This window comes from Anaerococcus obesiensis ph10 (assembly GCF_000311745.1).
Lineage (GTDB): Bacteria > Bacillota > Clostridia > Tissierellales > Peptoniphilaceae > Anaerococcus > Anaerococcus vaginalis.
Genome location: NZ_HE978532.1, coordinates 567,835 through 590,727 on the forward strand (window position 1 = coordinate 567,835; position 22,893 = coordinate 590,727).

The following is a 22,893-nucleotide window of genomic DNA, read 5'->3' on the forward strand; positions in this document are numbered from 1 at the left end:
AGACTACCAAATAGGAGGAAAAATGAAAAATTTAAAGAACATCAGAACCTTGATTTTGCTATCATTTTTTATAGCATTATCAATTGTAGTTTCAAGATTTTTTTCTATAACTACAGTAAGTCAAAAAGTTGGACTAGGTTTTATTGTAACGTCAGCTATGTGCTCGATTTTTAATCCATCACTTGCTGTTTTTGCATCAATAATTATTGATATAATTTCGAATTTAATTTTCCCAACAGCTGGAGGATTTTATTTGCCCTTTGTTACAACAAAAATTGCCACAGCCCTAATCTATACTTTCTTTTTTTATAGAAAAGAAATCACAAGAAAAAATATCGTATTTGCTACGATTTTAAACTCTCTTATAACCAGTTTATTTTTAAATACCCTTTGGACTAGCCAACTTACTGGCAATCCATTTATGGCACAATTTGCAATGAGAGTTCCGACGATGGCAATAAATTTCGTATTTCACACCATAGTTTTGTTAATAATTTTGCCAAAACTTGCAAAAATTTTACGAATAGAGATAAAAAAATTGGGAGCACAACCAGAAAATGCTCCTTACTAGGAGAAATTTATGAAATTATTTAAAATAATAAGTTTGATATTGGCAATTGCCTTTATATTTTTTGGATTCAATATTTATTTTAAGAAAAAATATAATTTTATAAATAACTTTAAAAAAGATTATAAAAACGGATTAAAAGATGAAAATTATGCAAAAAAAGTAGGATTGATTGAATTAATATTAGGAATAAGTTTTTTTATATTATTCCTAAGTTTATAGAAATTTACACAAAATATTAAAGCAAAAAAGACAGGAAGTGCAATTCCTGTCTTTTTTAATGCATTTGAAATACTATTCCATTTTCATTATACAAGTCAAAATTAGAAAATCCATTTTGAAATTTCCTATTTTTTAAATAATTCTTGTGATAAAATATAAATGATGTTTTGCTAACATCTCCATAATTTAAAAAGGAGGTGAGTATTATGCATCTTAAAAATATATTAGTTTCAATTATTCTTAGCGTTATAGCAAATTTTATCTATGATTTTATTTGCAAATGGCTTGACGATAAGAATTAAGCAAAACATTAAGCCACAAAAAAAGACAGGAGTGCGATTCCTGTCTTTTTTAATGCATCTTATACATTAGTTTCTTTACACTTTCATTATACAAGCTAAGAATTTAAAATCAATTATTTTTTTTAATTTCCTATTATTTTTGAATTATATCCAAAGTTTCAGCGTCAAGTTCTACATCATCTCCGCCAACAACGTCGATTTCGTAAACTGTTTTTCCTTCATCATTTACATCTAATTCATAGGATTTTACAAATCCCTTGTTGTTTTCAAGTGCTTTTTTAATAGCTTCTTTTGCATCTTTAATTTTTGTAAGATCGATAGCTTTTTTATCACTAGAATCATCTTCTTTGTCTTGTTCTTTTGACAAAATTTCTCCGCTATCAGCATCTATTTTTGCTTCATATTCATCATTTCCATTAAATCCTTTGATATCATAAGCATATTTTCCATTATCTTCATCAAATTCAAGTGATGAAACTTCTATCTCATCTGCCTTAAATTCTTCTTTAAATTTTTTAACAGCATCATCAAGTGAGATTTTAAATTCTTTATCTTCAATTCCTGTTGTCATCTCATCTTTTTTGTCTTCAGCCTTGTCTTTAACTGAATTTACTTCTTCTGAAACTGCTGCTTTTGTATTGCTTACAGCATCTTTTGCATCTTCCTTTGCATTTTTTGCATTTTCTCCAGAACAAGCTGAAAGTAAAAGAGCAAGGGCAAGAGCAGATGCTCCATATTTTAAATTTTTATTAAATTTCATTTTTTTCCTCCATATTTTAAAATTTATACAGTCTTAATATACTGCTTTTAAAAAATTAAACAAGTTTTGATATTTTTTTAATAATATTTATTTGCTTTTCTATTTTATTGATTTATATTTTACAAAATAAAAAAGCAGGTCATTTTGACCTACTTAATTAATGATTGGGGATTATAAGATGTTTCATAATAAAATTTATCTGCTCTCGCATAAGAAATTGTATATTCTATCATTATATTTTCTATATCGAAACTTTCTCTTTGAATTTTTAAACAAGGACTCTGACTTTTCATATTTAAAGCTTTTGCCTTTTCATTTTCTACGCTTGATACTGAAAAACTTTCCTTAACTTGGTAGATTTTTGTATTAAATAATTCATCAAATATATCATAAAGGGCTTTTTTTGATAATAATTGTTTATTTATTTTTGAAAATCTCTTATAAGGAATAATTGTTGTTTCATACATCATTGCTATGTCATCAGCAAGCCTAAGCCTATCAAATTGAATTATCTTGTCATCTTTTTCCAACTTTAACAATTTTTTTAGCTCGCTATTTGCTTCTTTTATTTCAAAATTTATAACGATTGATTTTGGCTTTTTGCCATTTCTTTTTGTTTGTTCGGTAAAGGAATAATAATTTGAAAGATTTTGCCTATTTTGTTCTCTAACAAAAGTTCCTTTTCCTTGAATTTGATAAAGCATGCCAGAATTTACCAAAGAGCCAACCGCATTTCTTACAGTTGTTCTTGATACATTGTAGTCTTTACAAAGTTGCCTTTCTGATGGGAGCTTGTCTCCTTTTTCCATAAAGGAAATTTTTGTGATCAACTCATCTATGAGTTTTGAGTAAAGAGCTGACATAATTTTTTATTCTCCTTAATTTTTATAATCGTGGATTGTAACGCCCTTTACAACCCTGTTTACTGTGTGTTTTCTTGATGGATTGTCTGGAGTATTTCCTACTCTAAGGCTGGTTACTAAGGCAATTATTTGTCCAATAATTATATAGGCAGGGCAAAGATATACATCATCTAATCCATCTTCTTCAAATATCAATTCATAATCCCTATCTAATTTTGAATTTGAAATTCCTATTATTTTTTTTGCTATTTTATCATTTGCTATTTCATCTAAAATATCTAAATCATATAATCTTGTATAAGGATTTGATGAAACAAAAGAAATTACAAGAGTATTTTCATCAACAAATGATTTTGGACCGTGCCTAAATCCCATTGATGATTCCCAAATTGTTGCTACTTCTCCAGCTGTTAATTCTAGAATTTTTAATCTTGCTTCTTTTGTCAATTTTCCCAAAGGACCTGATCCAAGATATACAACCCTATTAAAATCAAAATTTACTAAATTTTCAATTTCTTCCAAATTATTATAAATTTCTTTTCCAAGTTTTGAAATTTTTTCTACGATTTCTTTTTTATTTTTTGTTTTTGTATCAAAAATCAATAAAGTCGCAAGCAACATTGATGAAAATGAATTTGTCATAGCAAATCCTTTATCATTTGTAATTTCTGGTTCCAAAAATACATAAGAATTTTCATCATCTTTCAAAGCTTGAGCAAGTTTTCCTTCTTTTGCACAAGTTATAGGCAAATTATAAAAATCATCCACAAGTTTTTTTCCAAGTTTTACAGCCGCAAGAGATTCTGGGGAATTTCCACTTCTTGCAAAAGAAACCAAAAGTGTTTTTTGATTTTTTTCAAAATGTAGGTAAGGAGCTGAAACCAAATCTGTTGTTGCAACTGATTCGAATTCAAATTCTCCATGAGTTTTCAAATAATCAAGGGCAATGTTTCCAACGTATTCACTTGTTCCTGCCCCTGTAAAAATAACCTTACAATCTTTGCCAACTTTTTTTAAAAAATTTTCTATATCATTTTTTCTTTTTTCGTATAAATTATAAACTTCAAGCCATGTATCTGCTTGATTTAAAATTTCTGTGTAAGTGTATTTAAAATCTTTTTCTTCCAACTTACTTTCATCTAAAAGCATTACGCCCTCCTTCATTGGTAGTAACCATCATATAAATAATATTATATCTTCTTTGGTACTTTATTCAAGACCAATTTGATTGATTTATTAATAATTATCTTGATTTATTTTTTAAATTTTTTATTTTTCAATTTTTTCAAATATTGAAACAGCAGTTTCTTTTAAAACTTCATTTAAGCTTTGAATATTTTCTTTTCCTTGTTCTTTAAGCCATTGTTTTGATTTTTCTGTATCTTTTGCATATATATCAACGCAATCTTTCCATGTAGCCCTACCACACAAAACTCCATTGAAATTTGACCCTGCTTCTTTTGCAAGTATTAAAGTTTCTTTGAAAAGTTCTGCACTTACACCACCTGATAAGAATATAAATGGAATACTTGTCGCATCAGCTTGGTCTTTAAAAAATTTCTTAGCTTGGTCTTTGCTATAAACAAAATTTTCCCCATAGCCTTCTACAAAATTCATATTAACTGGTGTTTCTACTTTCAAAACATCAACCTTATACTTAGGATTATCAAATTCTTTCATAGCTTCAATTACTTTTTTTGGTCTAACTTTTGCATATTTTTCATCTTTTTCGCTATCAAGTGTATAATCATAAGTTACAATTTCCAAAAAATATGGAAGTCCTAAACCTTCTGCCTCGTAGCCAACTCTTTCAACCCAAGCTTTTTTTACATCATTTATTTTTTCATCTTCGTCAACATCATAATACAAGAGAACTTTTAATGCGTTTGCTCCCATTTCTTTTGCCCTAAGCCCTGACATAAAATCAATTAATTTAGGGAGTCTACCTACTTCATATTCATCATAGCCAGTTTGCTCGTAGCTTATAATTAAGCCTGCATTTTCATCTTTTGCTTCAATAGCAGTTTTTCCATAAATTGGATCTAACAAAATTGATGATGAAAAAGGTGTAAGCTCTTTTGAAACTTGTCTTTTAAATTCAGAAATTCCCTCAACATTATTCAAAGATTCGTTTGCTTTATTCATCATTTTTTCCATAGAACCTCTTTGGTCTATGGCAAGAGCTGCTATTACTCCATCTTCATTTGCTAATTTTTCTAGATTTTCTAATTTTTCTTTTGAAATTTTCATATTAACTCCTTTATTTCTATTTTTTCTTTGTATTTATCAAAATCATTTATATTTATGTGGGCAATTTCCTCATTAAGAACATTCAAAAGTCCACAAGTCATTGATTTTTTTATAAAATCTTCATCATCTTCCTTGTTATAAATTGCAGATAAGGCTCCAGCCAAAGTCGAATCGCCACTTCCAACAGGATTTATAGCTTTAACCTTTGGAACTTTAGCCTTATAAATTTTATTTTTTATTTTAAATATAGCTCCATCTTTTCCTTGAGAAATAATTACATAAGGAATATCTTTAAGGGGAGATTTTTCAAATATTTTTCTTATTTCTTCTTCATTTTCTGGAAATTCTTTTTCAATAATATCTTTTATTTCTGTTTCATTCGGCTTTATCAAATCAGGCTTAATTTCGCCTTTAACAATTTCTTTCAAAGTATTGCCAGATGTATCAAGAGATACAAATATTTTATTCTCTTTTGCAAATTTTATAATTTTTTGATAAAAACTTGCATCAAGACCTTTTGGCAAAGAGCCTGATATATTAATTATTTCAATATTTTTTGATATTTTTTCCAGATGATCCAAAAATTCTTTTTCCTTTTCCAAGCCAATCTTTGGACCTTTTTCTAGAATTTCTGTTTGCTTATTATCATGAATTATTGCAATACAATTTCTAGTTTCATCATCAAGCTTAATAAAATCATGAGATATTTTTCTTTCATCAAGCCTTTTTTCAATAAATTCCCCAAGTTTTCCGCCAACAAAACCAGAATTTATTACCTTTTCTCCCAATTCATTCAAAACATAAGAAACATGAATGCCCTTGCCACCTGCATCTTTATTTACAAGATCTACCCTATTAACATCATCAATTTTGAGATTTTCAATATTATATGAAATATCAACAGAAGGATTTGCCGTTATACTTAAAATCAAATCATCTCTCCTTTTTCATAAAATTTCTTTGCCAAAATCAAAGAACCAATAGAAGGATTTGCAAAAGGCTTTACAATTTCTACTCTATCATCAGCATATTGTTCAATCTTATCAAGCAATCTTTGACCCAAATTAAAAACGCCACCAGAATATGAAACCTTAACAGCACCTTTGAAATCCAATTTTTTGATAAGAGTATTTATAACAAGGCTAGCCTCTTTTGCAACATCATCCAAAAGATTTAAAGCATAAGTATCATTTTCATCAATTGCCTTAGAGAAAATTTTTGAAAGACTTGCAAGCTCATCTCTTTGCATATTATTTGCCAAAGTAATTATTTCAAAATCATCAGAGATTTCCAATTCCTTTTTCAAAAGATCATAAATCGGACTTTTTTCATATCTACCATCAGAAATTTTTGTAAAAATATTTAAAATTTTAAGACCAATATAATAACCACTAGCCTCATCTCCAAGCAAAGGCCCCCAGCCTCCACACATCATACTATTTCCATTATTATCAACACCAAAACCAATTGAGCCAGTTCCAAGAACCAAATTAATACCAGCATTCGCATTCAAAGAACCTGCCCAACCATTTAAACAATCATTTCCAACTTTGAAATTTTTAGAGCCCAAAATTTTTTCAAGACTTTCAAGAATAAAAGATTCATCTTCCTTAAATTGACCAAAGCCCGGCATAGCCAAAAAAGTAAAATCAATATCAGAAATTTCTATTCCAGCCTTTTTGACTAAAATTTCAATTCCATTTTTTAATCTTTTAAAAAATTCTTCTCTAGAAATTTGCTTTAAGTGAATAGTTTTTTCCTTGTGCTCATATAATTTTTTATTAACTTCAAGAACAAAAGCCGTTTTTGTTCCACCGCCATCAATTCCCAAAAAAACTTCTCTCATACGATACCATCCTTTTCAAAAGTTTTTCATTGGTAACTACCATTGCTAATATTAGTATATATAAAATAAAGACCAAGGTCAAGGAAATAAATTTAAATTCAGGATTTAAAAATAATTTTTAATTATAAAAATCTCAAATTAAAATTTTCTAAGCTTTAAAATTTTTTATAATTTCTTTTTTTAATGTATCGTTTTCTTTGATTTGAAAAATTTATTTTTCTTGCAAGAATAATTTTTGATTGGATTTTTATTATTGTAATTTGTTTTTTTATTAGTTTGCTTTGACTTTTTTACGCTTAAATGAGCTTTTAAAATTATTTTTTTAATTAATTCTTGACATATCAATTAATTTTATATAAAATAATGGTAATTACCAGATAAATATTTTGATTTTATTTTTCTGGTTTTCTAGAAAATATCCTATTTTTATAAAATTTTTCTCACTTTAAAATTTTGGCAATTATATTTCAAATTTAGAGAATAATTTTTTTAAAATTTGGGAAAATGTTTCTAAAAATTTGTAAAATTATTTCGATAATTTAAGAAAGGAGGATTATGTTAGGTGAAATAGCAAGGACATCCTTGGTTTTATTGATTTTTATAGCTATTTTTGTACTAATTAGTCAAATATTAAGCCACAGAAATCTAAAAAAGAAAAAGAAATATTTTGAAAGCTTACACAAAAATCTTAAACCTGGCAAGGAAGTTATTTTGACTGATGGTATTTATGGAAAAATTGTTTCTTTGAAAGAAGATTATGCTATCATCAAAATTGCCAAGGATGTTGAAATTAAAGTTAGCCGTTACTCTATTAGTGAAATACTAAATTAATTTGAAAGGAAGTTTTATTATGCCTAATATTGTTCTAACTAGAATAGACAATAGACTATTACACGGACAAGTTGCTACTCAATGGACAAAGGTTATTGGCGCAAATCTTATTCTTGTTGCAAATGATGATGTAGCAAATAATAAAATGAGACAAAATCTTATGACTATGGCTGCTCCTAATGGTGTTGCTACTAGGTTTTGGACTCTTCAAAAGACAATTGATACTATACACAAGGCTGCTGATAGGCAAAAAATTTTCATAATATGTGAAAGCCCAAAAGACGTTCTAACACTTGTTGAAGGCGGTGTTCCTATTAAAGATCTTAATATAGGAAATATGCACATGGCTGAAGGCAAAAGACAAGTTGCAGGAGTTGTTGCTGTTGACGACAACGACGTTGAGGCTTTTAAAAAACTTAAAGAAAAAGGTGTCAATCTAGAAATTAGAAAGGTACCTACTGAATCAGCAGAAGACATTAATAAATTATTTTCATAAAATATCTAGGAGGATTGTATGAACTTTAATATATTACAAATAATTTTAATTTTTCTAGTTACTTTTGTAGTAGCTATTGACCAATTCTCTTTCCTAGAATCATTATATCAACCTATAATTACAGGTCCTGTTATAGGAGCTATCTTGGGAGATATGCACACAGGACTTATAGTTGGGGCAACTTATCAATTAATGACAATAGGAAATATGCCTGTAGGTGGAGCTCAACCTCCAAATGCAGTTATAGGCGGAATAGTTTCTGTTATTTTTGCCGTAACATCAGGTCTTGAACCTAATGCAGCTGTAGCTGCAGCAATTCCTTTTGCACTTTTAGGTCAATACGGTGTTACAATTATATTTACTTTGATGAGTCCAGTTATGGCAAAAGCTGATCAATATGCAAAAGATGCAGACCCTAAAGGAATCGAAAAAATCAATTATTTCGCAATGATTCTTTTGGGAAGTATTTTTGGTATTATAGTAGTTTTATTCTTTATAGCAGGATCTTCATTCGGTGCTAAACTTGCAGCTATGATTCCAGAAACTCTAATGCACGGTCTTGGAGTTGCTGGTGGTATGATGAAATTTGTAGGTTTTGCAGTTTTATTAAGACTTATGGTTTCAAGAGATCTTTGGGGATTTTTCTTTATCGGATTTGCCCTTGCAGTTATAGTAATGGCTAACGAATCCCTATCTGGTTCAGCTCTATTGATAATTTCATTAATAGGATTTGCACTTGCTTTCTGGGATTACCAAGTTCATGTAGGATTAAAAAATGTAAGTGCATCTGCAAATTTTGAAGGAGGAGAAGAAGATGGAATATAATGATATGAATTCTTATAAAGATACCAATCCTAGTCAAAAACTAGATCAAAAAACATTAAATAAGATGGTATGGAGATCATTATTTCTTCAAGCATCTTTTAACTACGAAAGAATGCAAGCTGGTGGATGGTTATATTCAATCTTGCCAGGTCTTGAAAAAATTCACACAAATAAGGATGACCTTTCTAAATCAATGGCTCACAACCTAGAATTTTTTAATACCCATCCTTTCCTTATAACATTTGTTATGGGAATTATCCTTTCACTAGAAGAAAATAAAGTTGAAATCCCTACAATAAGAGCCGTAAGAGTTGCAGCCATGGGACCTTTGGGAGGAATAGGAGATGCCTTATTCTGGTTTACCCTTGTACCAATCGTTGCAGGTATTTCTTCAAACATGGCCTTGCAGGGCTCAATTGCAGGTCCTATACTTTTCTTTGTAGTATTTAATATATGCCAATTTGCTATAAGATTTTGGTTGATGAATTGGTCATATAGGATGGGCGAATCTGCCATTGATGTTTTGACGCAAAACGCTAAAGAATTTACTAGAGCAGCATCAATTCTTGGAGTATTGGTTGTAGGAGCTTTAGTAAGCGTATATGGAGATACATCAATAGCACTTGAAGTAGATAATGGTACAACAAATGCACCTGTTCTAGTAGATACAGTTGTTAATAACGATGAGTTATCAGAATATGACGAATTATTATATAAAGACAAAGACAAAAAAGAATTAAACGATGGAGCAGTTATAAGAGATTTAGGAAATGGAAAATCTGAAATCGAATTTAACACTTACGAAGAACAACCTGTTAAAGTTAAAATTCAAGAAGTTTTAGATGGAATAATTCCAGATCTTGTACCTCTAGCTATAACTTTGTTGCTATTTTTCTTATTGACAAAGAAAAAATGGACTCCAATTAAATGTATTGCCTTCTTATTAATCCTCGGTGTAGCTGGTGCCTATATTGGAGTATTTTAATGGCTAATGCAGTTATAGCAACAAGTCATGCATCTCTTGCCAGCGGAGTTTATTCCGCTGTTAAGATGATTGCAGGAGAATTTGAAAATTTAAAAATACAAGAATTTAAAGAAAATGATAATCTTGATGAATTTGACCAAAAATTAAAAGAAAATTACAAATCATTAAAAGATTATGAGAATGTTATAGTTCTTGCCGATCTTGCAGGAGGAACGCCATTTAATAGAGCCGTAATGACTTTGGGAGATCTTCCAAACGTAAGAGTTATAGCAGGTTTAAATTTTGCAAGCCTTTATCAAGCTTTAAATTCTTCTGGAAATCTTGATGAAAGCGTTGAAGAAATAATTAATATCGGAAAAGAATCAGTAATACAATACAAAAACGAAAACGAAATTGAAGACGATAATTTTGAAGATGGAATATAAAAATTACATCAACTTTAATTAATAATTTAAAACCTAGTTCAAATATTGTATTAAAATTTTAATAAGCTCGTAAATTTATTTAAATATTTTCAAAAAAACAGGTGTTAGCATTTATTTTGCTAACACCTGTTTTTGATAATTTATTTTTGGTATTTTTTCTCCCCATTTAGATAGGTTGCTTTTAAATTTAAATCGTAATCTAATAATATAAAATCTGCATCGTAGCCTTGTTTTATTTTTCCGCATACATTATCTATTCCTACGGATTTTGCTGGGACTAATGATGCCATTTGTACTGCTTCAAATACATCTACTATATCCCAATTTACTACATTTTGAACAGCTTCTTTTAATTTTAAAATTGAGCCTGCTAATGATCCTGATTCTAATCTTGCTGTTCCATTTTCTACTTTTACTGGAAATTCTCCCAATTTATATGATCCTTCTGGCATTCCTCCTGCCATCATACAATCTGTTATTAGGGCAATTTTGTCATAGCCTTTTTTATTTATCAAAATTTCTGCAGCAGCTGGATTTACGTGATGACCATCACAAATTAATTCTGATATTGCATCTGAATTCATAGCTGCTCCTACCATACCAGGATTTCTGTGATGAAGTCCGCTCATTCCATTAAAAGTGTGGACAAAAATATTTGCTCCATCTTCTACAGCTTTTATTGCCTCATCATAAGAGGCATCGGAGTGGCCTAGGGCAACATAAACTCCCATGGCATTTGCTTTTTTTATAAATTCTTGTGATCCGGCTCTTTCTGGAGCTATGGCAATTTTATTTACAAGTCCATCTGATAATTCTTTCCATTTTTTCAATTTTTCTATATCAGGATCGGACATATATTTTTCATTTTGAGCGCCCTTATATTTTTCTGTAAAAAATGGACCTTCCAAAAATATTCCCCTAACTTTTGCACCCTTTACATCCTTATATTCTTCTCCCACAACTTTTACAGCTTCATTTAATCTTTCAGTTGAATCTGTAAGAGTTGTTGGCAAAAATGATGTAACACCTGTTTCAAGCAAGCCTTGTGAAATTATATCCAAAGCTCCTTTTTTGGCATTCATTATATCCTCATTTTTGTAGCCGTGAATGTGGGTATCCACAAGTCCTGGAGCCAAAATTCCTTCCAAATAAGTAAAATTTTCTGGCTCATTTTTGGAAAGTGATTTTACCTTTCCATCTTCCACTTCTACAAATAAATCTTTTTCAATTTTGTCTTCTAGTATTACGTAATCTGCTTTGTAAATCATAAATTCTCCTTTTCTTTTCTACTTTTACAATACCGAAATGAATAATTTTTTCAATTTATATTTTTGATAAATTTTATAATAATCTCTACAAATCTTAAAAAAATCTTTGGATAGAATAATTTATAAAATCTTTAATTTTATCTTGCAAATCATTTGCATTTATTTTTTTTCTGTAGTAGAATTAAAAATATTATAATGCGAATCATTTGCAATAAAGGAGATTATATGAAACACAAAAAAACAAATTTATTGGCGGTTTTTTTAATTTTTGGATTTATTTTTTTATTTGGGGGATGTCAAAAAGAAAATATTTCAAAAAAAGAAGATTCTTCTAATAAGAAATTAATTTATACAAGCTTTTTTCCTGTGGAGGAGCTTACAAAAAGAATTGTTGGCGATAAATTTATTGTCAAATCTATTATTGATAAAAGCCAAGAGCCTCATTCTTTTGAGCTAAAAACTGACGATATTAAAAATATTATCAAGGCTGATTTGGTAATTTATAACGGAGCTTCTATGGAAACTTTCATTGATGATTTAAAAAATTCTTCTGATAATAAGGAAAAATTTGTTGATCTTTCTAAAAATTTAACTTTACTTTCTTCAGCAAAGGATGGAAAAGTTTCAAAGGATAAGGTAAATCCTCACACTTGGCTTTCTATAAAAAATGCCATGACTGAGCTTGAGGATATTTATGAAAAAGTTGTTGAAATTGATCCTAAAAACAAGAATTTCTACAAGAAAAATCTTGATGAAAATATTGCAAAATTCAAGCAATTAGACAAAAAATTTGCTGATGAGCTTAAAAATGTTGATGAGAATAAAAGATATTTTGTTGTTTCTCATGCCGCTTTTAATTATTTGGCTGATGATTATAATTTAAAACAAGTTGCAGTTACAGGAATATCTCCTGAGGATGAGCCATCTGCTAAACAACTTAAAACTATAGCTGATTTTGTGAAAAAACATGATATTTCTACAATATTTTTTGAAGGAAAGGCTACCCCAAAAGTTGCTGAAACTTTGGCAAAATCTACGAATACAAAAACTTCAACTTTATATACTATGGAAAATTTGACTAAAGAGGAAGCTGAAATGGGTTATTTGAAATTGATGGAAAAAAATTTGGAAGCCTTGAAAGAGTCTTTTTATGAGTAAGTTTGCAATAGAGATTAAAAATTTAAGTTTTTCTTATGAAAATGAAATTATTTTGGAAAATTTATCTATGCAGGTTGAAAAAGGAAAATTCGCCTTGATAATTGGTGAAAATGGTGCTGGAAAAACAACTCTTATTCGTTTAATTTTAAATCAATTAAAGGATTATAGGGGAGAGATTAAAATTTTTTCTGATTTGATAGAAAAGTCTAATCATTACAAAGATTTAGCTTACATTTCTCAAACTTCTGTTCAATCTTATAAACTTTTTCCAACGAATGTTAAGGAAGTTATTCAAAACCACATAAAATTTTTGAATAAATCTTACGATATTGATAAGCTCTTGAAAGATTTTGATTTGCTTGATGTGAAAAATCATGCTCTTTGTGATTTGTCTGGAGGACAAATCCAACGACTGGCTTTGATTTTAGCTTTTATAAAAGATGCAAAGCTGCTTATTTTGGATGAGCCTACGGCTGCTATAGATATGAAATTTTCTAGGGATTTTTATGAGCGTTTGAAAAATTTAACAAACAACGGAAAAACTATTTTGATGATTAGCCACGATTATAAACTTGCATCTATTTTTTCTGATGAAGTTTTTCATTTGTCTGATAAGAAAATTAGAAAAATCGACAAAAATAAATTAAAGGAAAGTTTGGGAGATTTTTATGTTTAATATTTTTGAATATGATTTTATGCAAAAGGCATTTGTGGCTGGAGCTTTAATTGCTATTATCCTTCCTTGTATTGGTCAATTAGTTCTGATAAAAAGACTTTCAATGATTGGGGATACTCTATCCCATTCATCTTTAGCAGGTCTTAGCATAGGTCTTGCATTTGGCATAAGCCCAATTCTTTCGGCTATGATTTTTTGTATATTTGCTGCTTTTTCTATAGAAATTATTAGAAATAAATTGAAAAATTACCAAGAAGTTTCAACAGTAATTATACTAGCAGCATCAATTGGAATTGCTGGAATTATGGCTGATTTATCCGCAAGTGCAAATGCTATTTGTTCATATCTTTTTGGCTCAATTGTTACAATTTCTCAAGAAGAATTTTATTTGTTAGTTGGTTTAAGTCTTTGCTTTTTAATAATTTATTTTCATTTTTACAATGATTTTTACCTTTTGCTTTTTGATCCAAATTCTTCTCAAATTTTGGGCCTTAGAGTTAAGCTATTGAATTTTACAATAAGTTTTTTGACAGCGATAGCTGTAGCAATTTCTGCAAAAACAATTGGCTCTTTGATAGTTTCCTCACTTTTGGTTATTCCATCAATTATGGCAATACAAATTTGCAAATCTTACAAAAATAGCTTAATCCTTTCCATAATTTTTTCCTTGGTTTTTGTATTTGCAGGACTTATGCTTTCTTATATTTTTAACCTAAGACCTGGTTCAGTTGTAGTTTTAATAGCGGTATTTAGTTTGATTTTAGTACTTTTAATAAAAAAATAGGAGATTATATGAAAAATAAAAAAATAATTGCCCTTGCTTTGGCAACATCTTTCGTTTTGACTTCATGTTTTAATAAAAATAACGAAAAAATCCAAGACAAAAAAGAAAAAAAAGCAAGCGTAAAAACAGAACAAAAAATAAAAGAAGACAATACTACAGAAGTTTTAGTCGATTCAGAAATTAAAAAAGATGACATAGTCAAAGTTGTAAAACACGGAGACCATTGGCATATTTTTACAAAAGACGGCAAAGAACACATCTCTTACAAAGATCCAAAAGATTTTGGAAAAGATGGAGGAGTTGATCTTATAGATGTAGTTGATACAAACAAATTAAAAAACAAAAATGTTATTGCCATAAAAAAACATGGCGATCATTGGCACGTTTATACAAAAGATGGTGGCGAATATTTAACATACGAAAATCCATCAGGGCTTTTCCCAAATATAAAAATTGGAACATACACAGGAAACCATAGCACAAATCCTACAAGTCAAGCAAAAAACAAAACAAGCAATTCGCAAAAACTATCGGGAGATAAGGTTGTAAAAATATTACAACACGGCGACCATTGGCATATCTATACAGCAAATGGAAATGAATATATTTCATATTCAAATCCAAGCACTTCATATCCACATATAAAAATTGGAATATATACTGGAAATCATTCAAATCAAAATACCAAAACAAATAAAAAACTTGCAAATGCAGGAAACAATTCGAAAAACAATAGAAAAAATAAAAATAATAAAAATAATAAAAACGAAAATTCATCAAGCAAGGAAAAAGATAGACTTGAGAAAATAAAAAATTTAAAATTAATTCCAATCTTAGGAAAGGGAACTATAAACAGGTATGACATAGTAAAAATTCTTGTGCACAATGACCACTACCACGTTTATGATTCAAAAAATAGAGAAGCAATAACCTACACAAATCCAAAAGATTTATTCCCTAAGGCATACTTTGGCGAATATGGAAATAAAAATCATACAGAAAACAAAAAACCAGAAAAAAATAATCCTGAAGTTAAGCCACCAAAAGATGAAAATAAAGATGGAAAATGGCCAAAAGGAATTACCAAAATAATTGACCACAAAGACCACTGGCATTTGTACAGAGGCGATGAAGAAGTTGGGGTAGTAAAAGAAAATCCAAGACATATTTATCCAGACGCAGAATATATAGTAGAAAAAAACGAAAGCGATGATATTGCCGTATCAGACGATGAAATTTTCGAATATAAAGATATAAGAGCCGAATTAATAGAAGGAGTAATTCCATACCTTGAAGGCGACCTATCAAAATTTACACATTTTGGAAATCTTCCAGAAAATGAAGCAGTATATGGGTCAAACGGAATAAGAGAAAATATATTTTATTGGTACCATCAAAACCATTATCATGCAAAAACAATCAAACAAATCATCCAAATGCAAAAAGATAAAAAATTTGGTCCATACACAGCCAAAGACGTTGTAAAAACAATAAAATACAAAATAGAAAACCCAAACACAAACCTAGAATACAAATCAAAAATAAAAATCGAAGATATAAAAGAATTCTTGAAAAACCACTATAAAGTAGACTCATCAGATATTTTAAATATAGGAGATTCAATGGTTCAAGTATTCATACAAGATCAAACCCTAAACTTCTATACAAGAGATTTTGAAATGAAAAATGGAAAAATTACCTACAAAAAAGATTTACCAAAAGTTTCAATCAAAAAAGAAACAATAGAAGAAGAAAATGAAACAAAAGAAATTACCGAAAATAAAAAAATAGAAAATATTGAAAAAAAAGAAAATAGCAAAAAAGAAAATAACAACAACGATAAGTCAAATACCCAAGAAAACAAAAAGGAAAAAGACCAAACAAATACAAAACAAGTAAAGGAGATAAATCCAACAGAAGAAATAAAAAAAGAAAATCCAACCAGTAGCGAAAATAACCATTAAAATACTTAGAAAAATTTAAACTATAAAAAATAACACTTATCCAGCTTGATTTTGTTAATACACTTGCACATATTTAAAATTCATAGCTATGACCTATAAGATGCCCTCTTTCTGGCAAATCCATCAAAGAGGGCAGACATTTATCAAGATAGCTAGTTTTTATTAACTATAAAAAATCATATAAATTTAATTTTTCCTAATCAACATTGAAAAGAAATAAAAAACAGGCTGATCTTAGCTTACTCCCAAATTATATGGGATAGGTCAAATCCACCTGTTTTTTAAAAATGTTCTATGATTTTTTTCTTTCCTCTTCGATTTTTTCTATTCCCTTTAAAATTCTTTCAGCAATTTTATTTCTTGATTCACTCATCCTAAAGGAAACAACCCTTCTTAGAGCTTTTGGACTGTACATTTTTTTCTTTCTGTAATAATTATCAACTCTTTGAGTCATTTTTTCTTGGAATTCTTCCTCAATTTCATCAAGTTGTTTTTGGAAATTCGTCAAGTTTACAACAGTAAGAGTTAAATCCGATGAATGTATTCCAATCAAAATAAAAGGCAAAATTATTACAAAAATTTCTGGCAAAAGCAAGTACAAATTCTCTGCCATAGGAATCAAATAATTCATAACCAAAATTCCAGCAAGACCAAAACCAACAGAAGTTGGCACAGAAGTTCTTCCATTTAAATTCAAAGGCACATCCGTATAATCCCACCATCTTGCATGGAATAATTTCTCAAGAATATATGAAGTGGGATATTCCAAAATCATGGAAACCACAAATCCCACAACAAAAATTTGAAGCGAAGAAAGTCTTTCCAAGACTCCACCATTTACCAAATCATAAGCAAAAAGAGCAAAAATCGAACCAAAACCATAAATCGGACAAAGAGGTCCATACAAAAAACCCCTATTTTGCCATTTTTGATTTTGAGCCGTACAATAAATACTTTCCCAAACCCAACCCAAAAGGGCAAAGAAAAAATAAAAAACTATATACCTATTAATTACCATAAACCACCTATCCCTAATTTCTAAATCTTTTACTAATATTATAAGCGATTTAGCAAAAAAAATAAAACGAAAGAAATTGTTTGAAATATAGTTTATAGTTTAGCCTATTGATTACATATAGTTTAATTTGATTTTTTTAATATTTTTCCTAACAAAAATTGCCAGCTCTTTTCTCGATTAATAATACCCAAAAGAGCTGGCAATTCATTCTTTATAACCTATTTTCGCTTGCGATTTTATAAATTTCTCTTATATCATCTTCATTTAAAGAATAAAATCCACTTGTTTTTCCCCCATTTAAATTATTCAACTTTACTAATTCGTCAATATCGTAATCACAAATTCCTAGCTGAACAAAATTTAATGGCATTTTGATTTCTTCTAAAAAGTCTTCAAATTTTTCAATTCCCATCATAGCCGTTTCAATAGGTTTGTCATTATTTATTTCTATATCGAAAACTCTATTTGCAAATTGAGCAAATCTTTCAGCTTTATGTTTTTTCGCAACATATCTCATCCATGCTGGAAATATAACAGCCATTCCTGCACCGTGATTGCAATTATATTTTGCTGATAAAACATGTTCTAAATGATGTGAATTCCAATCTTGTTCTCTATCACAACCTATTATATTATTATGGGCTAAACTTCCTGCCCACATAATATTTTTTCTAGATTCTACATCATCTTTACAAAAAACTGCTTTCTTGCCTTCTTTTATTACTGATTTAATTATAGATTCAAGTAGCCTATCTGTTAAGTCTACATTTTCTGTGTTTGTAAAATATCTTTCTAGGCAATGTGCTATTATATCAGTAATTCCACAAGCTGTTTGATAGCTTGTCAAAGTCATAGTTAATTCTGGATTCATTATAGCAAAAACTGGTCTTATTAGATCACTTTCTATTGCCATTTTCTCTAAAGTGTCATTATTTGTTAAGATAGCATTTGGTGAACTTTCACTTCCTGATGATGCTATAGTTAAAATCACACCAATTTCAACAGCTTTCTCTATTTCTTTACCTAAATAAAAATCCCAAACATCCCCATTACAACATAATCCTACAGCAACAGATTTTGCAAGATCAATCGCACTTCCGCCTCCAACAGCTAATATAAAATCTACGTCATTCTTTCTTGCAAGATCTATACATTCATAAGCCATATCTGTAGTAGGATTTGTTTTTACTCCACTATATTCTACATATGAAATCATATTTTCATCTAAAATTTTCTCAACTGTGTCTATCAATCCACTTTTTTTAGAAGAGGAGCTGTAAATTATTAATATATTTTTATTTTTAAGTTTTTTTAGCTCTTCGCCTAATTTATTATGTGAATCTAGACCAAAAATATATTTTGTAGGGCTATAATACGTAAATGAATTCATTCTTATTAATCCTTCTTTTGTGCTTGACCGTAACTTTTAAATCCCTCAGCTACTTCTTCCATCTCTTCATCTGTTAATAGAACAGGTTTTCCAACACTCATCGCTCTATATTGGATTTCTGCAATATATTCCATTTCTTTGGCAAGTCCATAAGCTGATTTTAAGTTTTTACCGCAAACAACTAAGCCATGATTTGCGAGTAAAACAGCATTTGAATCTCCCGAAGCCTCAACTGCCGCTTTAGCTAATTTTTCTGTTCCATATCTTTCATACCTAGCACATGGTACTTCAAAAGCATTAGCATCTGCTATAACGTAATGAACTGGATATATAGGCATTCTTAAAGATGAAAAAGTTGTACAATAAACAGAATGAGTGTGTACAACAGCTCTTGCTTCAGGTTTATTTTTGTAAAATAGTGTGTGTAAATGCCATTCACTTGATGGCTTTTTGTCACCTTCTACAATTTCTCCTTCTAAATTCATAACAACTATATCCTCAGGTTTTGTCTTTAAGTAATCAACACCTGAAGGTGTTATAAAAACTAATCCTTTTTCAGCATCATATATACTAAGATTGCCACTCGTTCCAGAACTAAGACCTTCTTTACTCATTATTTTCCCATATTCAACCAGTTCTTCTCTTTCTTTATTATAATTCATTATTTAACTCCTTTTATTACATAAATATTATTAGATTTCCATTTATTATAGTAGTCTATTATCAAGCCATTTTCAACGGGTTTGTAATTTGTTTTTTGTTCATTTATTATATAAGATTTATCATCTTCAAAGTATCTATTACATATTCTAAGTAAACCAAATAATGTAGAATTATTATAATTTTTAGTTAATATCAACTCTTTATTACTAAGTGAAGCTACCATTTTGCACAAAGTATCTGATTTAAATCCGTTGCCCATTCCTATAATTTTACAATATGATTTCTTTTTCAACTTCTCTAGTTTTCTTATTTTTGTATATATAGAACAAGCAATATCCGCTAAAATCGACCATGCATAATCAAAACTATCAGCCGATGAATCTACAGGTGTTTTTATTATAAATGTTCCTGACTTTTTTTGAAGATATTTTGGTTTTGAACAAGAAGTCAATAACGAGATAACTTTTACTTCGTCAATTTTAGAATAATCTTCCTCCATTTGTTCATACGATATATCTTTCATAAAAGCATCTTTAAAATTTTGATAATTTAAGCCTGTTATGCCAGGATTCATTTCTAATATATATCCATCTCCTCTTAAATATGAATTTATCCACAATTCATCATCAACAATATTATCTATCTTTTTTTCATATGCAATTACTGGACTTGTTGTTCCTGATACAATTAATAAAGAATCTATATAATTGTTGTAATTTTCCATAGCAACCTGTGTATCAGCTCCACCTACTATAAATACCGAAGATTCTAATTGTTTATACTTTTTAACCCAGTTATTTGAAATTTTACCTAGCTTTTCGCCAGATTTTACAATCTTAGGAAATGTTAAGGACTCAATCCCTAATTTTTGTGCTAATTTGTTAGAATATTTTAAATCATTTATATCGTACAATTGAGTATCTGTTGCTTGACTTGGCTCAATTGATAAAACTCCAGTAAATTCGTAACCAATCCATTCACTAACGCTTGTAAAGCTAAATACTTTTTGAAATTCTTTTTTATAAATTTCTTTATATGCCATTATTTTAGCTGCTGGAAAATCTTCAGTAAAATATTTGCCTGTTTTTTTATAAATATTATCCATTTCAAAGTTACTTATATATTTTTTAGCTCTATTATCGATATTTGGAAGTCCTATTATTGCTTTATCTTTGCCAAGTAAAATTATTGATTGCCTTGTACTAGCTGATGACACTGCACTTATTTTTTCGTCAAAATCATATAATAAATTTTTCAATTTAGAATCTAAAATTTTCATATATTCATTAGGACAAAAATAAACAGAATCATCATAGTTTTCATCTACCTTATATTCATTTTTAAACGATATATCCTTAACTATTTTCCCAAAATTATCTATAATTGATAATTTACTATTACCAGTTCCTATATCTATTAGTAAATAATATCTTTTCAATTATAGTATCTCCTTATTGTACACAATTTTTTCCAAATTTTCGTTTTTAAAATATTTTTTTATACTATCATTCAAAATATCAGCTTGGTGATTAGTAACTTGATAAGTTGCTCCTGCTATATGTGGTGTGAGAGTTACATTTTTATTTTTCAAAAATTCTATATCACTTTTTTCTGGCGGTTCTTCTGGAAGTACATCTAATATAACTTCTACATCCTTATCCTCTATTAATTTCATTAGATCATCATTATTTACTACTTTAGATCTTGCACTATTTATTAATACAGATTTTGGCTTTATGTGATCTAATAAATCTTTATCTATCATATTTGTCGTTTCGCTATTTACCGGCAAATGCAAGCTAATTATATCTGAATCTTTGAATATATCTGTTAAATCTTTTTTTATATATTTCCCACATTTTTCAACATATGGATCATAAAAAGAAACTTCAGCTCCAAATACATCTAGCCTTTTTGCAATTTCTCTTCCTACTGCACCAAAGCCTACAAGTCCTACTTTCTTATTTGAAATCTCATCGCCCATCCAGGTATAATAAGGCGTTGTTCCTTCCTTCCATTCACCGTCTTTAACCCAATCTATCGATTTATCTAAATTTCTGTACTTCATTAATAATATTCCGACTACATACTCTGCAACAGCTGTTGAATTTCTTCCTGGAGTACATAATATAGGTATGTTATGCTTGCTACAAGCTGATACATCTATATTAGCTGGATTTGATCTACAATCTCCAATTATTTTTAAACCATTATAGCCTGTCAAAACTTTTTCAGTAATTCTATCAAGTTCTGTAATTAATACATCTGGTTTTTCTGACAAAAGTTTTTCCAGCATCTCATCCTCATAAAATCTTTCTCCAGTTTTTGTCCAAGGATCGTACACAAGATCATCAAACATTTCTTCTAATTCTTTTAATCTATTTTCAGGATATGGTGCTCTGACATAAACTTTCACAGTTACCTCCTAAATTTAATTTAATTTTTTTATATAATCAATTAAATATTTTGCGCTTCCTATACTATCTCTATTTTTTATCAAGTATTTACCTATAAGGATAAGTTTTTTATCAATTGCTATTCTTAAATCATTATCTTTTATAGATGTTATCTCTTTAACCTTAGAATCCCCCACATCTCTTCTGATTATTTCAGTTGCAGCATATCCAAAAGAATCTGAAATTATTTCTTTTAAATAGTATTTCTTAAAATACATATTTCTAAAATAATCATTGGTAATATAATTATCATAGGCTCTGTCAAGTTTATCTATCGTTTTATCTATAGTATCTTCTAACAACTGAAATAAACTATCTTTTCTATTATCATTCATTACAAGGCTATTTGCTAAAGCAAATATTATATTACCCCAGACATTTCCTATGTCATATCCTATAGGTCCATAAAAAGCAAATTCAGGATCTATGACTTTAATGCCTTTATCATTTACAAAAATACTTCCTGTATGAAGATCACCATGGATAAGCGCTTGTGAGTTTGTTTGAAATTTATCTTTTAGTTTTAAAACTTCTCCTATCAGTTCTTCATCCTTATAAAGTTCTTTTTCTACAAAACTTTCTAAACCTTCGGTTATTATATTCCTATCCTTATAATTATAATAAGGTTCTGTAAAAACTAAATCTTCAGATATGTCACATAAATCTGGATTAGTATATTTTTTTACATTTTCTTTCTTTTCTTTTCTAGAAATAAAAAGGTCTGTAGTCGGTAATAAAGTTTTAGCCAAAAATTCTGATAAATTATCACTTAAATGTTTATAAATGTTTCCCTTAGATAATTCTTCTCTCAAATTTTTATAAGAAGATATATCTTCCATTATTATCATAGATTTATCTTCATCATAATAATAAACTTCTGGCACTGATCCAGGATAAATCTCATGTTGTGTTTTTAGAATATTATATTCTATTTTGCTCCTATTTATATCTAAAGGACGCCCAGATGACCTTAATAATGTGTCAGATTGTTTTATAACTAATGATTTATTAGTTTTTTTATCTAAAACCTTAAATACATAATTAATGTTTCCATCACCAATTTCTACACATTCTAAAGTAGATTTATCTTTAAAAAATCCTTTTTCTACAACATAATCTATAATTTCTAAGTTATTTAGCAGT

General features: G+C 28.9%; 24 protein-coding genes. 11 read left to right on the forward strand and 13 right to left on the reverse strand.

What is annotated here, in order from left to right; genetic code table 11:
• Positions 1 to 22: 22 nt before the first annotated feature.
• Together HGAG_RS08725 and HGAG_RS08730 are read left to right on the forward strand one after the other, a co-directional pair.
• A complete protein-coding gene (locus HGAG_RS08725) occupies positions 23 to 571 on the forward strand; it encodes a folate family ECF transporter S component (RefSeq protein WP_019118783.1) in 549 nt (182 codons plus the stop codon).
• A 9-nt stretch (positions 572 to 580) separates the two neighbouring features.
• Positions 581 to 790: a hypothetical protein gene (locus tag HGAG_RS08730; protein WP_019118784.1), complete on the forward strand. Its 210-nt coding sequence runs from the start codon at positions 581 to 583 to the stop codon at positions 788 to 790.
• A gap of 435 nt (positions 791 to 1,225) precedes the next feature.
• Here the strand turns inward: HGAG_RS08730 and HGAG_RS08740 are convergent, their stop codons facing one another.
• From HGAG_RS08740 to HGAG_RS08765, 6 genes are all read right to left on the reverse strand, one after another.
• On the reverse strand, positions 1,226 to 1,852 hold the full coding sequence (locus tag HGAG_RS08740) for a PepSY domain-containing protein (protein ID WP_019118786.1): 627 nt from the start codon (positions 1,850 to 1,852) through the stop codon (positions 1,226 to 1,228).
• Positions 1,853 to 2,001: 149 nt separating this feature from the next.
• Entirely contained in the window at positions 2,002 to 2,715 is a 714-nt protein-coding gene (locus tag HGAG_RS08745) for a GntR family transcriptional regulator (RefSeq protein WP_019118787.1), read from the reverse strand.
• Between the two features lie 15 nt (positions 2,716 to 2,730).
• Complete coding sequence (locus HGAG_RS08750; protein ID WP_019118788.1) at positions 2,731 to 3,864, reverse strand: SIS domain-containing protein; 1,134 nt, start codon at positions 3,862 to 3,864, stop codon at positions 2,731 to 2,733.
• Positions 3,865 to 3,984: 120 nt separating this feature from the next.
• Positions 3,985 to 4,965 (reverse strand): tagatose 1,6-diphosphate aldolase, encoded by a 981-nt coding sequence (locus HGAG_RS08755; protein WP_019118789.1) that lies wholly within the window; start codon positions 4,963 to 4,965, stop codon positions 3,985 to 3,987.
• A complete protein-coding gene (locus tag HGAG_RS08760; RefSeq protein WP_019118790.1) occupies positions 4,962 to 5,897 on the reverse strand; it encodes a hexose kinase in 936 nt (311 codons plus the stop codon). Before HGAG_RS08760 ends, HGAG_RS08755 begins: the two co-directional genes overlap by 4 nt.
• Positions 5,894 to 6,811 (reverse strand): N-acetylglucosamine kinase, encoded by a 918-nt coding sequence (locus HGAG_RS08765; protein WP_019118791.1) that lies wholly within the window; start codon positions 6,809 to 6,811, stop codon positions 5,894 to 5,896. The genes HGAG_RS08760 and HGAG_RS08765 overlap by 4 nt, the downstream gene beginning before the upstream one ends.
• A 555-nt stretch (positions 6,812 to 7,366) precedes the next feature.
• Between HGAG_RS08765 and yajC the strand changes: the two genes are divergently transcribed.
• Genes yajC through HGAG_RS08790 form a run of 5 tightly spaced genes read left to right on the forward strand, consistent with a single transcriptional unit; the run spans position 7,367 to position 10,373 of the window.
• Entirely contained in the window at positions 7,367 to 7,642 is a 276-nt protein-coding gene (gene yajC, locus HGAG_RS08770; protein ID WP_019118792.1) for a preprotein translocase subunit YajC, read from the forward strand.
• Positions 7,643 to 7,661: 19 nt separating this feature from the next.
• Positions 7,662 to 8,138: a PTS N-acetylgalactosamine transporter subunit IIB gene (gene agaV, locus HGAG_RS08775; protein WP_004839538.1), complete on the forward strand. Its 477-nt coding sequence runs from the start codon at positions 7,662 to 7,664 to the stop codon at positions 8,136 to 8,138.
• Between the two features lie 18 nt (positions 8,139 to 8,156).
• A complete protein-coding gene (locus HGAG_RS08780) occupies positions 8,157 to 8,963 on the forward strand; it encodes a PTS mannose/fructose/sorbose/N-acetylgalactosamine transporter subunit IIC (protein WP_019118793.1) in 807 nt (268 codons plus the stop codon).
• A complete protein-coding gene (locus HGAG_RS08785; protein ID WP_019118794.1) occupies positions 8,953 to 9,948 on the forward strand; it encodes a PTS system mannose/fructose/sorbose family transporter subunit IID in 996 nt (331 codons plus the stop codon). The genes HGAG_RS08780 and HGAG_RS08785 overlap by 11 nt, the downstream gene beginning before the upstream one ends.
• Positions 9,948 to 10,373, forward strand: coding sequence for a PTS sugar transporter subunit IIA (locus HGAG_RS08790; RefSeq protein WP_019118795.1), 426 nt, complete (start codon positions 9,948 to 9,950; stop codon positions 10,371 to 10,373). The genes HGAG_RS08785 and HGAG_RS08790 overlap by 1 nt, the downstream gene beginning before the upstream one ends.
• Positions 10,374 to 10,513: 140 nt before the next feature.
• Here the strand turns inward: HGAG_RS08790 and nagA are convergent, their stop codons facing one another.
• Positions 10,514 to 11,641 carry an N-acetylglucosamine-6-phosphate deacetylase gene (gene nagA / locus HGAG_RS08795; protein WP_019118796.1) on the reverse strand — a complete coding sequence of 376 codons (1,128 nt, stop codon included), beginning with the start codon at positions 11,639 to 11,641 and terminating at the stop codon, positions 10,514 to 10,516.
• Between the two features lie 225 nt (positions 11,642 to 11,866).
• On the opposite strand from nagA, the gene HGAG_RS08800 reads away from it, so the two are divergent.
• Genes HGAG_RS08800 through HGAG_RS08815 form a run of 4 tightly spaced genes read left to right on the forward strand, consistent with a single transcriptional unit; the run spans position 11,867 to position 16,223 of the window.
• The gene (locus HGAG_RS08800; RefSeq protein WP_019118797.1) at positions 11,867 to 12,799 is read left to right on the forward strand and encodes a metal ABC transporter solute-binding protein, Zn/Mn family; all 933 of its coding nucleotides are present in this window, start codon (positions 11,867 to 11,869) and stop codon (positions 12,797 to 12,799) included.
• The gene (locus HGAG_RS08805) at positions 12,792 to 13,475 is read left to right on the forward strand and encodes a metal ABC transporter ATP-binding protein (protein WP_019118798.1); all 684 of its coding nucleotides are present in this window, start codon (positions 12,792 to 12,794) and stop codon (positions 13,473 to 13,475) included. Before HGAG_RS08800 ends, HGAG_RS08805 begins: the two co-directional genes overlap by 8 nt.
• Positions 13,468 to 14,259: a metal ABC transporter permease gene (locus tag HGAG_RS08810; RefSeq protein WP_019118799.1), complete on the forward strand. Its 792-nt coding sequence runs from the start codon at positions 13,468 to 13,470 to the stop codon at positions 14,257 to 14,259. The genes HGAG_RS08805 and HGAG_RS08810 overlap by 8 nt, the downstream gene beginning before the upstream one ends.
• A gap of 8 nt (positions 14,260 to 14,267) precedes the next feature.
• Complete coding sequence (locus HGAG_RS08815; RefSeq protein ID WP_019118800.1) at positions 14,268 to 16,223, forward strand: hypothetical protein; 1,956 nt, start codon at positions 14,268 to 14,270, stop codon at positions 16,221 to 16,223.
• A gap of 292 nt (positions 16,224 to 16,515) precedes the next feature.
• Here HGAG_RS08815 and HGAG_RS08820 read toward each other — a convergent pair whose 3' ends face one another.
• The 6 genes from HGAG_RS08820 to mtnK form a co-directional block, all read right to left on the reverse strand.
• The gene (locus HGAG_RS08820) at positions 16,516 to 17,241 is read right to left on the reverse strand and encodes a putative ABC transporter permease (protein ID WP_019118801.1); all 726 of its coding nucleotides are present in this window, start codon (positions 17,239 to 17,241) and stop codon (positions 16,516 to 16,518) included.
• Positions 17,242 to 17,452: 211 nt separating this feature from the next.
• Positions 17,453 to 18,631, reverse strand: coding sequence for an iron-containing alcohol dehydrogenase (locus tag HGAG_RS08825; protein ID WP_019118802.1), 1,179 nt, complete (start codon positions 18,629 to 18,631; stop codon positions 17,453 to 17,455).
• Between the two features lie 5 nt (positions 18,632 to 18,636).
• Positions 18,637 to 19,293 (reverse strand): L-fuculose-phosphate aldolase, encoded by a 657-nt coding sequence (locus HGAG_RS08830; protein ID WP_019118803.1) that lies wholly within the window; start codon positions 19,291 to 19,293, stop codon positions 18,637 to 18,639.
• Positions 19,293 to 20,732, reverse strand: coding sequence for an FGGY-family carbohydrate kinase (locus HGAG_RS08835; protein WP_019118804.1), 1,440 nt, complete (start codon positions 20,730 to 20,732; stop codon positions 19,293 to 19,295). The genes HGAG_RS08830 and HGAG_RS08835 overlap by 1 nt, the downstream gene beginning before the upstream one ends.
• Positions 20,733 to 21,710 (reverse strand): 2-hydroxyacid dehydrogenase, encoded by a 978-nt coding sequence (locus tag HGAG_RS08840; protein WP_019118805.1) that lies wholly within the window; start codon positions 21,708 to 21,710, stop codon positions 20,733 to 20,735.
• Positions 21,711 to 21,725: 15 nt separating this feature from the next.
• Positions 21,726 to 22,892, reverse strand: a complete 1,167-nt coding sequence (gene mtnK, locus HGAG_RS08845) for an S-methyl-5-thioribose kinase (protein ID WP_026074088.1) — start codon at positions 22,890 to 22,892, stop codon at positions 21,726 to 21,728.
• Between the last annotated feature and the right edge of the window lies 1 nt (position 22,893).

Coding starts and splice junctions, on each gene's coding strand:
- HGAG_RS08725 (WP_019118783.1), top strand. CDS start 23: ATGAAAAATTTAAAGAACATCAGAACCTTGATTTTGCTATCATTTTTT.
- HGAG_RS08730 (WP_019118784.1), top strand. CDS start 581: ATGAAATTATTTAAAATAATAAGTTTGATATTGGCAATTGCCTTTATA.
- HGAG_RS08740 (WP_019118786.1), bottom strand. CDS start 1,852: ATGAAATTTAATAAAAATTTAAAATATGGAGCATCTGCTCTTGCCCTT.
- HGAG_RS08745 (WP_019118787.1), bottom strand. CDS start 2,715: ATGTCAGCTCTTTACTCAAAACTCATAGATGAGTTGATCACAAAAATT.
- HGAG_RS08750 (WP_019118788.1), bottom strand. CDS start 3,864: ATGCTTTTAGATGAAAGTAAGTTGGAAGAAAAAGATTTTAAATACACT.
- HGAG_RS08755 (WP_019118789.1), bottom strand. CDS start 4,965: ATGAAAATTTCAAAAGAAAAATTAGAAAATCTAGAAAAATTAGCAAAT.
- HGAG_RS08765 (WP_019118791.1), bottom strand. CDS start 6,811: ATGAGAGAAGTTTTTTTGGGAATTGATGGCGGTGGAACAAAAACGGCT.
- yajC (WP_019118792.1), top strand. CDS start 7,367: ATGTTAGGTGAAATAGCAAGGACATCCTTGGTTTTATTGATTTTTATA.
- agaV (WP_004839538.1), top strand. CDS start 7,662: ATGCCTAATATTGTTCTAACTAGAATAGACAATAGACTATTACACGGA.
- HGAG_RS08780 (WP_019118793.1), top strand. CDS start 8,157: ATGAACTTTAATATATTACAAATAATTTTAATTTTTCTAGTTACTTTT.
- HGAG_RS08785 (WP_019118794.1), top strand. CDS start 8,953: ATGGAATATAATGATATGAATTCTTATAAAGATACCAATCCTAGTCAA.
- HGAG_RS08790 (WP_019118795.1), top strand. CDS start 9,948: ATGGCTAATGCAGTTATAGCAACAAGTCATGCATCTCTTGCCAGCGGA.
- nagA (WP_019118796.1), bottom strand. CDS start 11,641: ATGATTTACAAAGCAGATTACGTAATACTAGAAGACAAAATTGAAAAA.
- HGAG_RS08800 (WP_019118797.1), top strand. CDS start 11,867: ATGAAACACAAAAAAACAAATTTATTGGCGGTTTTTTTAATTTTTGGA.
- HGAG_RS08805 (WP_019118798.1), top strand. CDS start 12,792: ATGAGTAAGTTTGCAATAGAGATTAAAAATTTAAGTTTTTCTTATGAA.
- HGAG_RS08810 (WP_019118799.1), top strand. CDS start 13,468: ATGTTTAATATTTTTGAATATGATTTTATGCAAAAGGCATTTGTGGCT.
- HGAG_RS08815 (WP_019118800.1), top strand. CDS start 14,268: ATGAAAAATAAAAAAATAATTGCCCTTGCTTTGGCAACATCTTTCGTT.
- HGAG_RS08820 (WP_019118801.1), bottom strand. CDS start 17,241: ATGGTAATTAATAGGTATATAGTTTTTTATTTTTTCTTTGCCCTTTTG.
- HGAG_RS08825 (WP_019118802.1), bottom strand. CDS start 18,631: ATGAATTCATTTACGTATTATAGCCCTACAAAATATATTTTTGGTCTA.
- HGAG_RS08830 (WP_019118803.1), bottom strand. CDS start 19,293: ATGAATTATAATAAAGAAAGAGAAGAACTGGTTGAATATGGGAAAATA.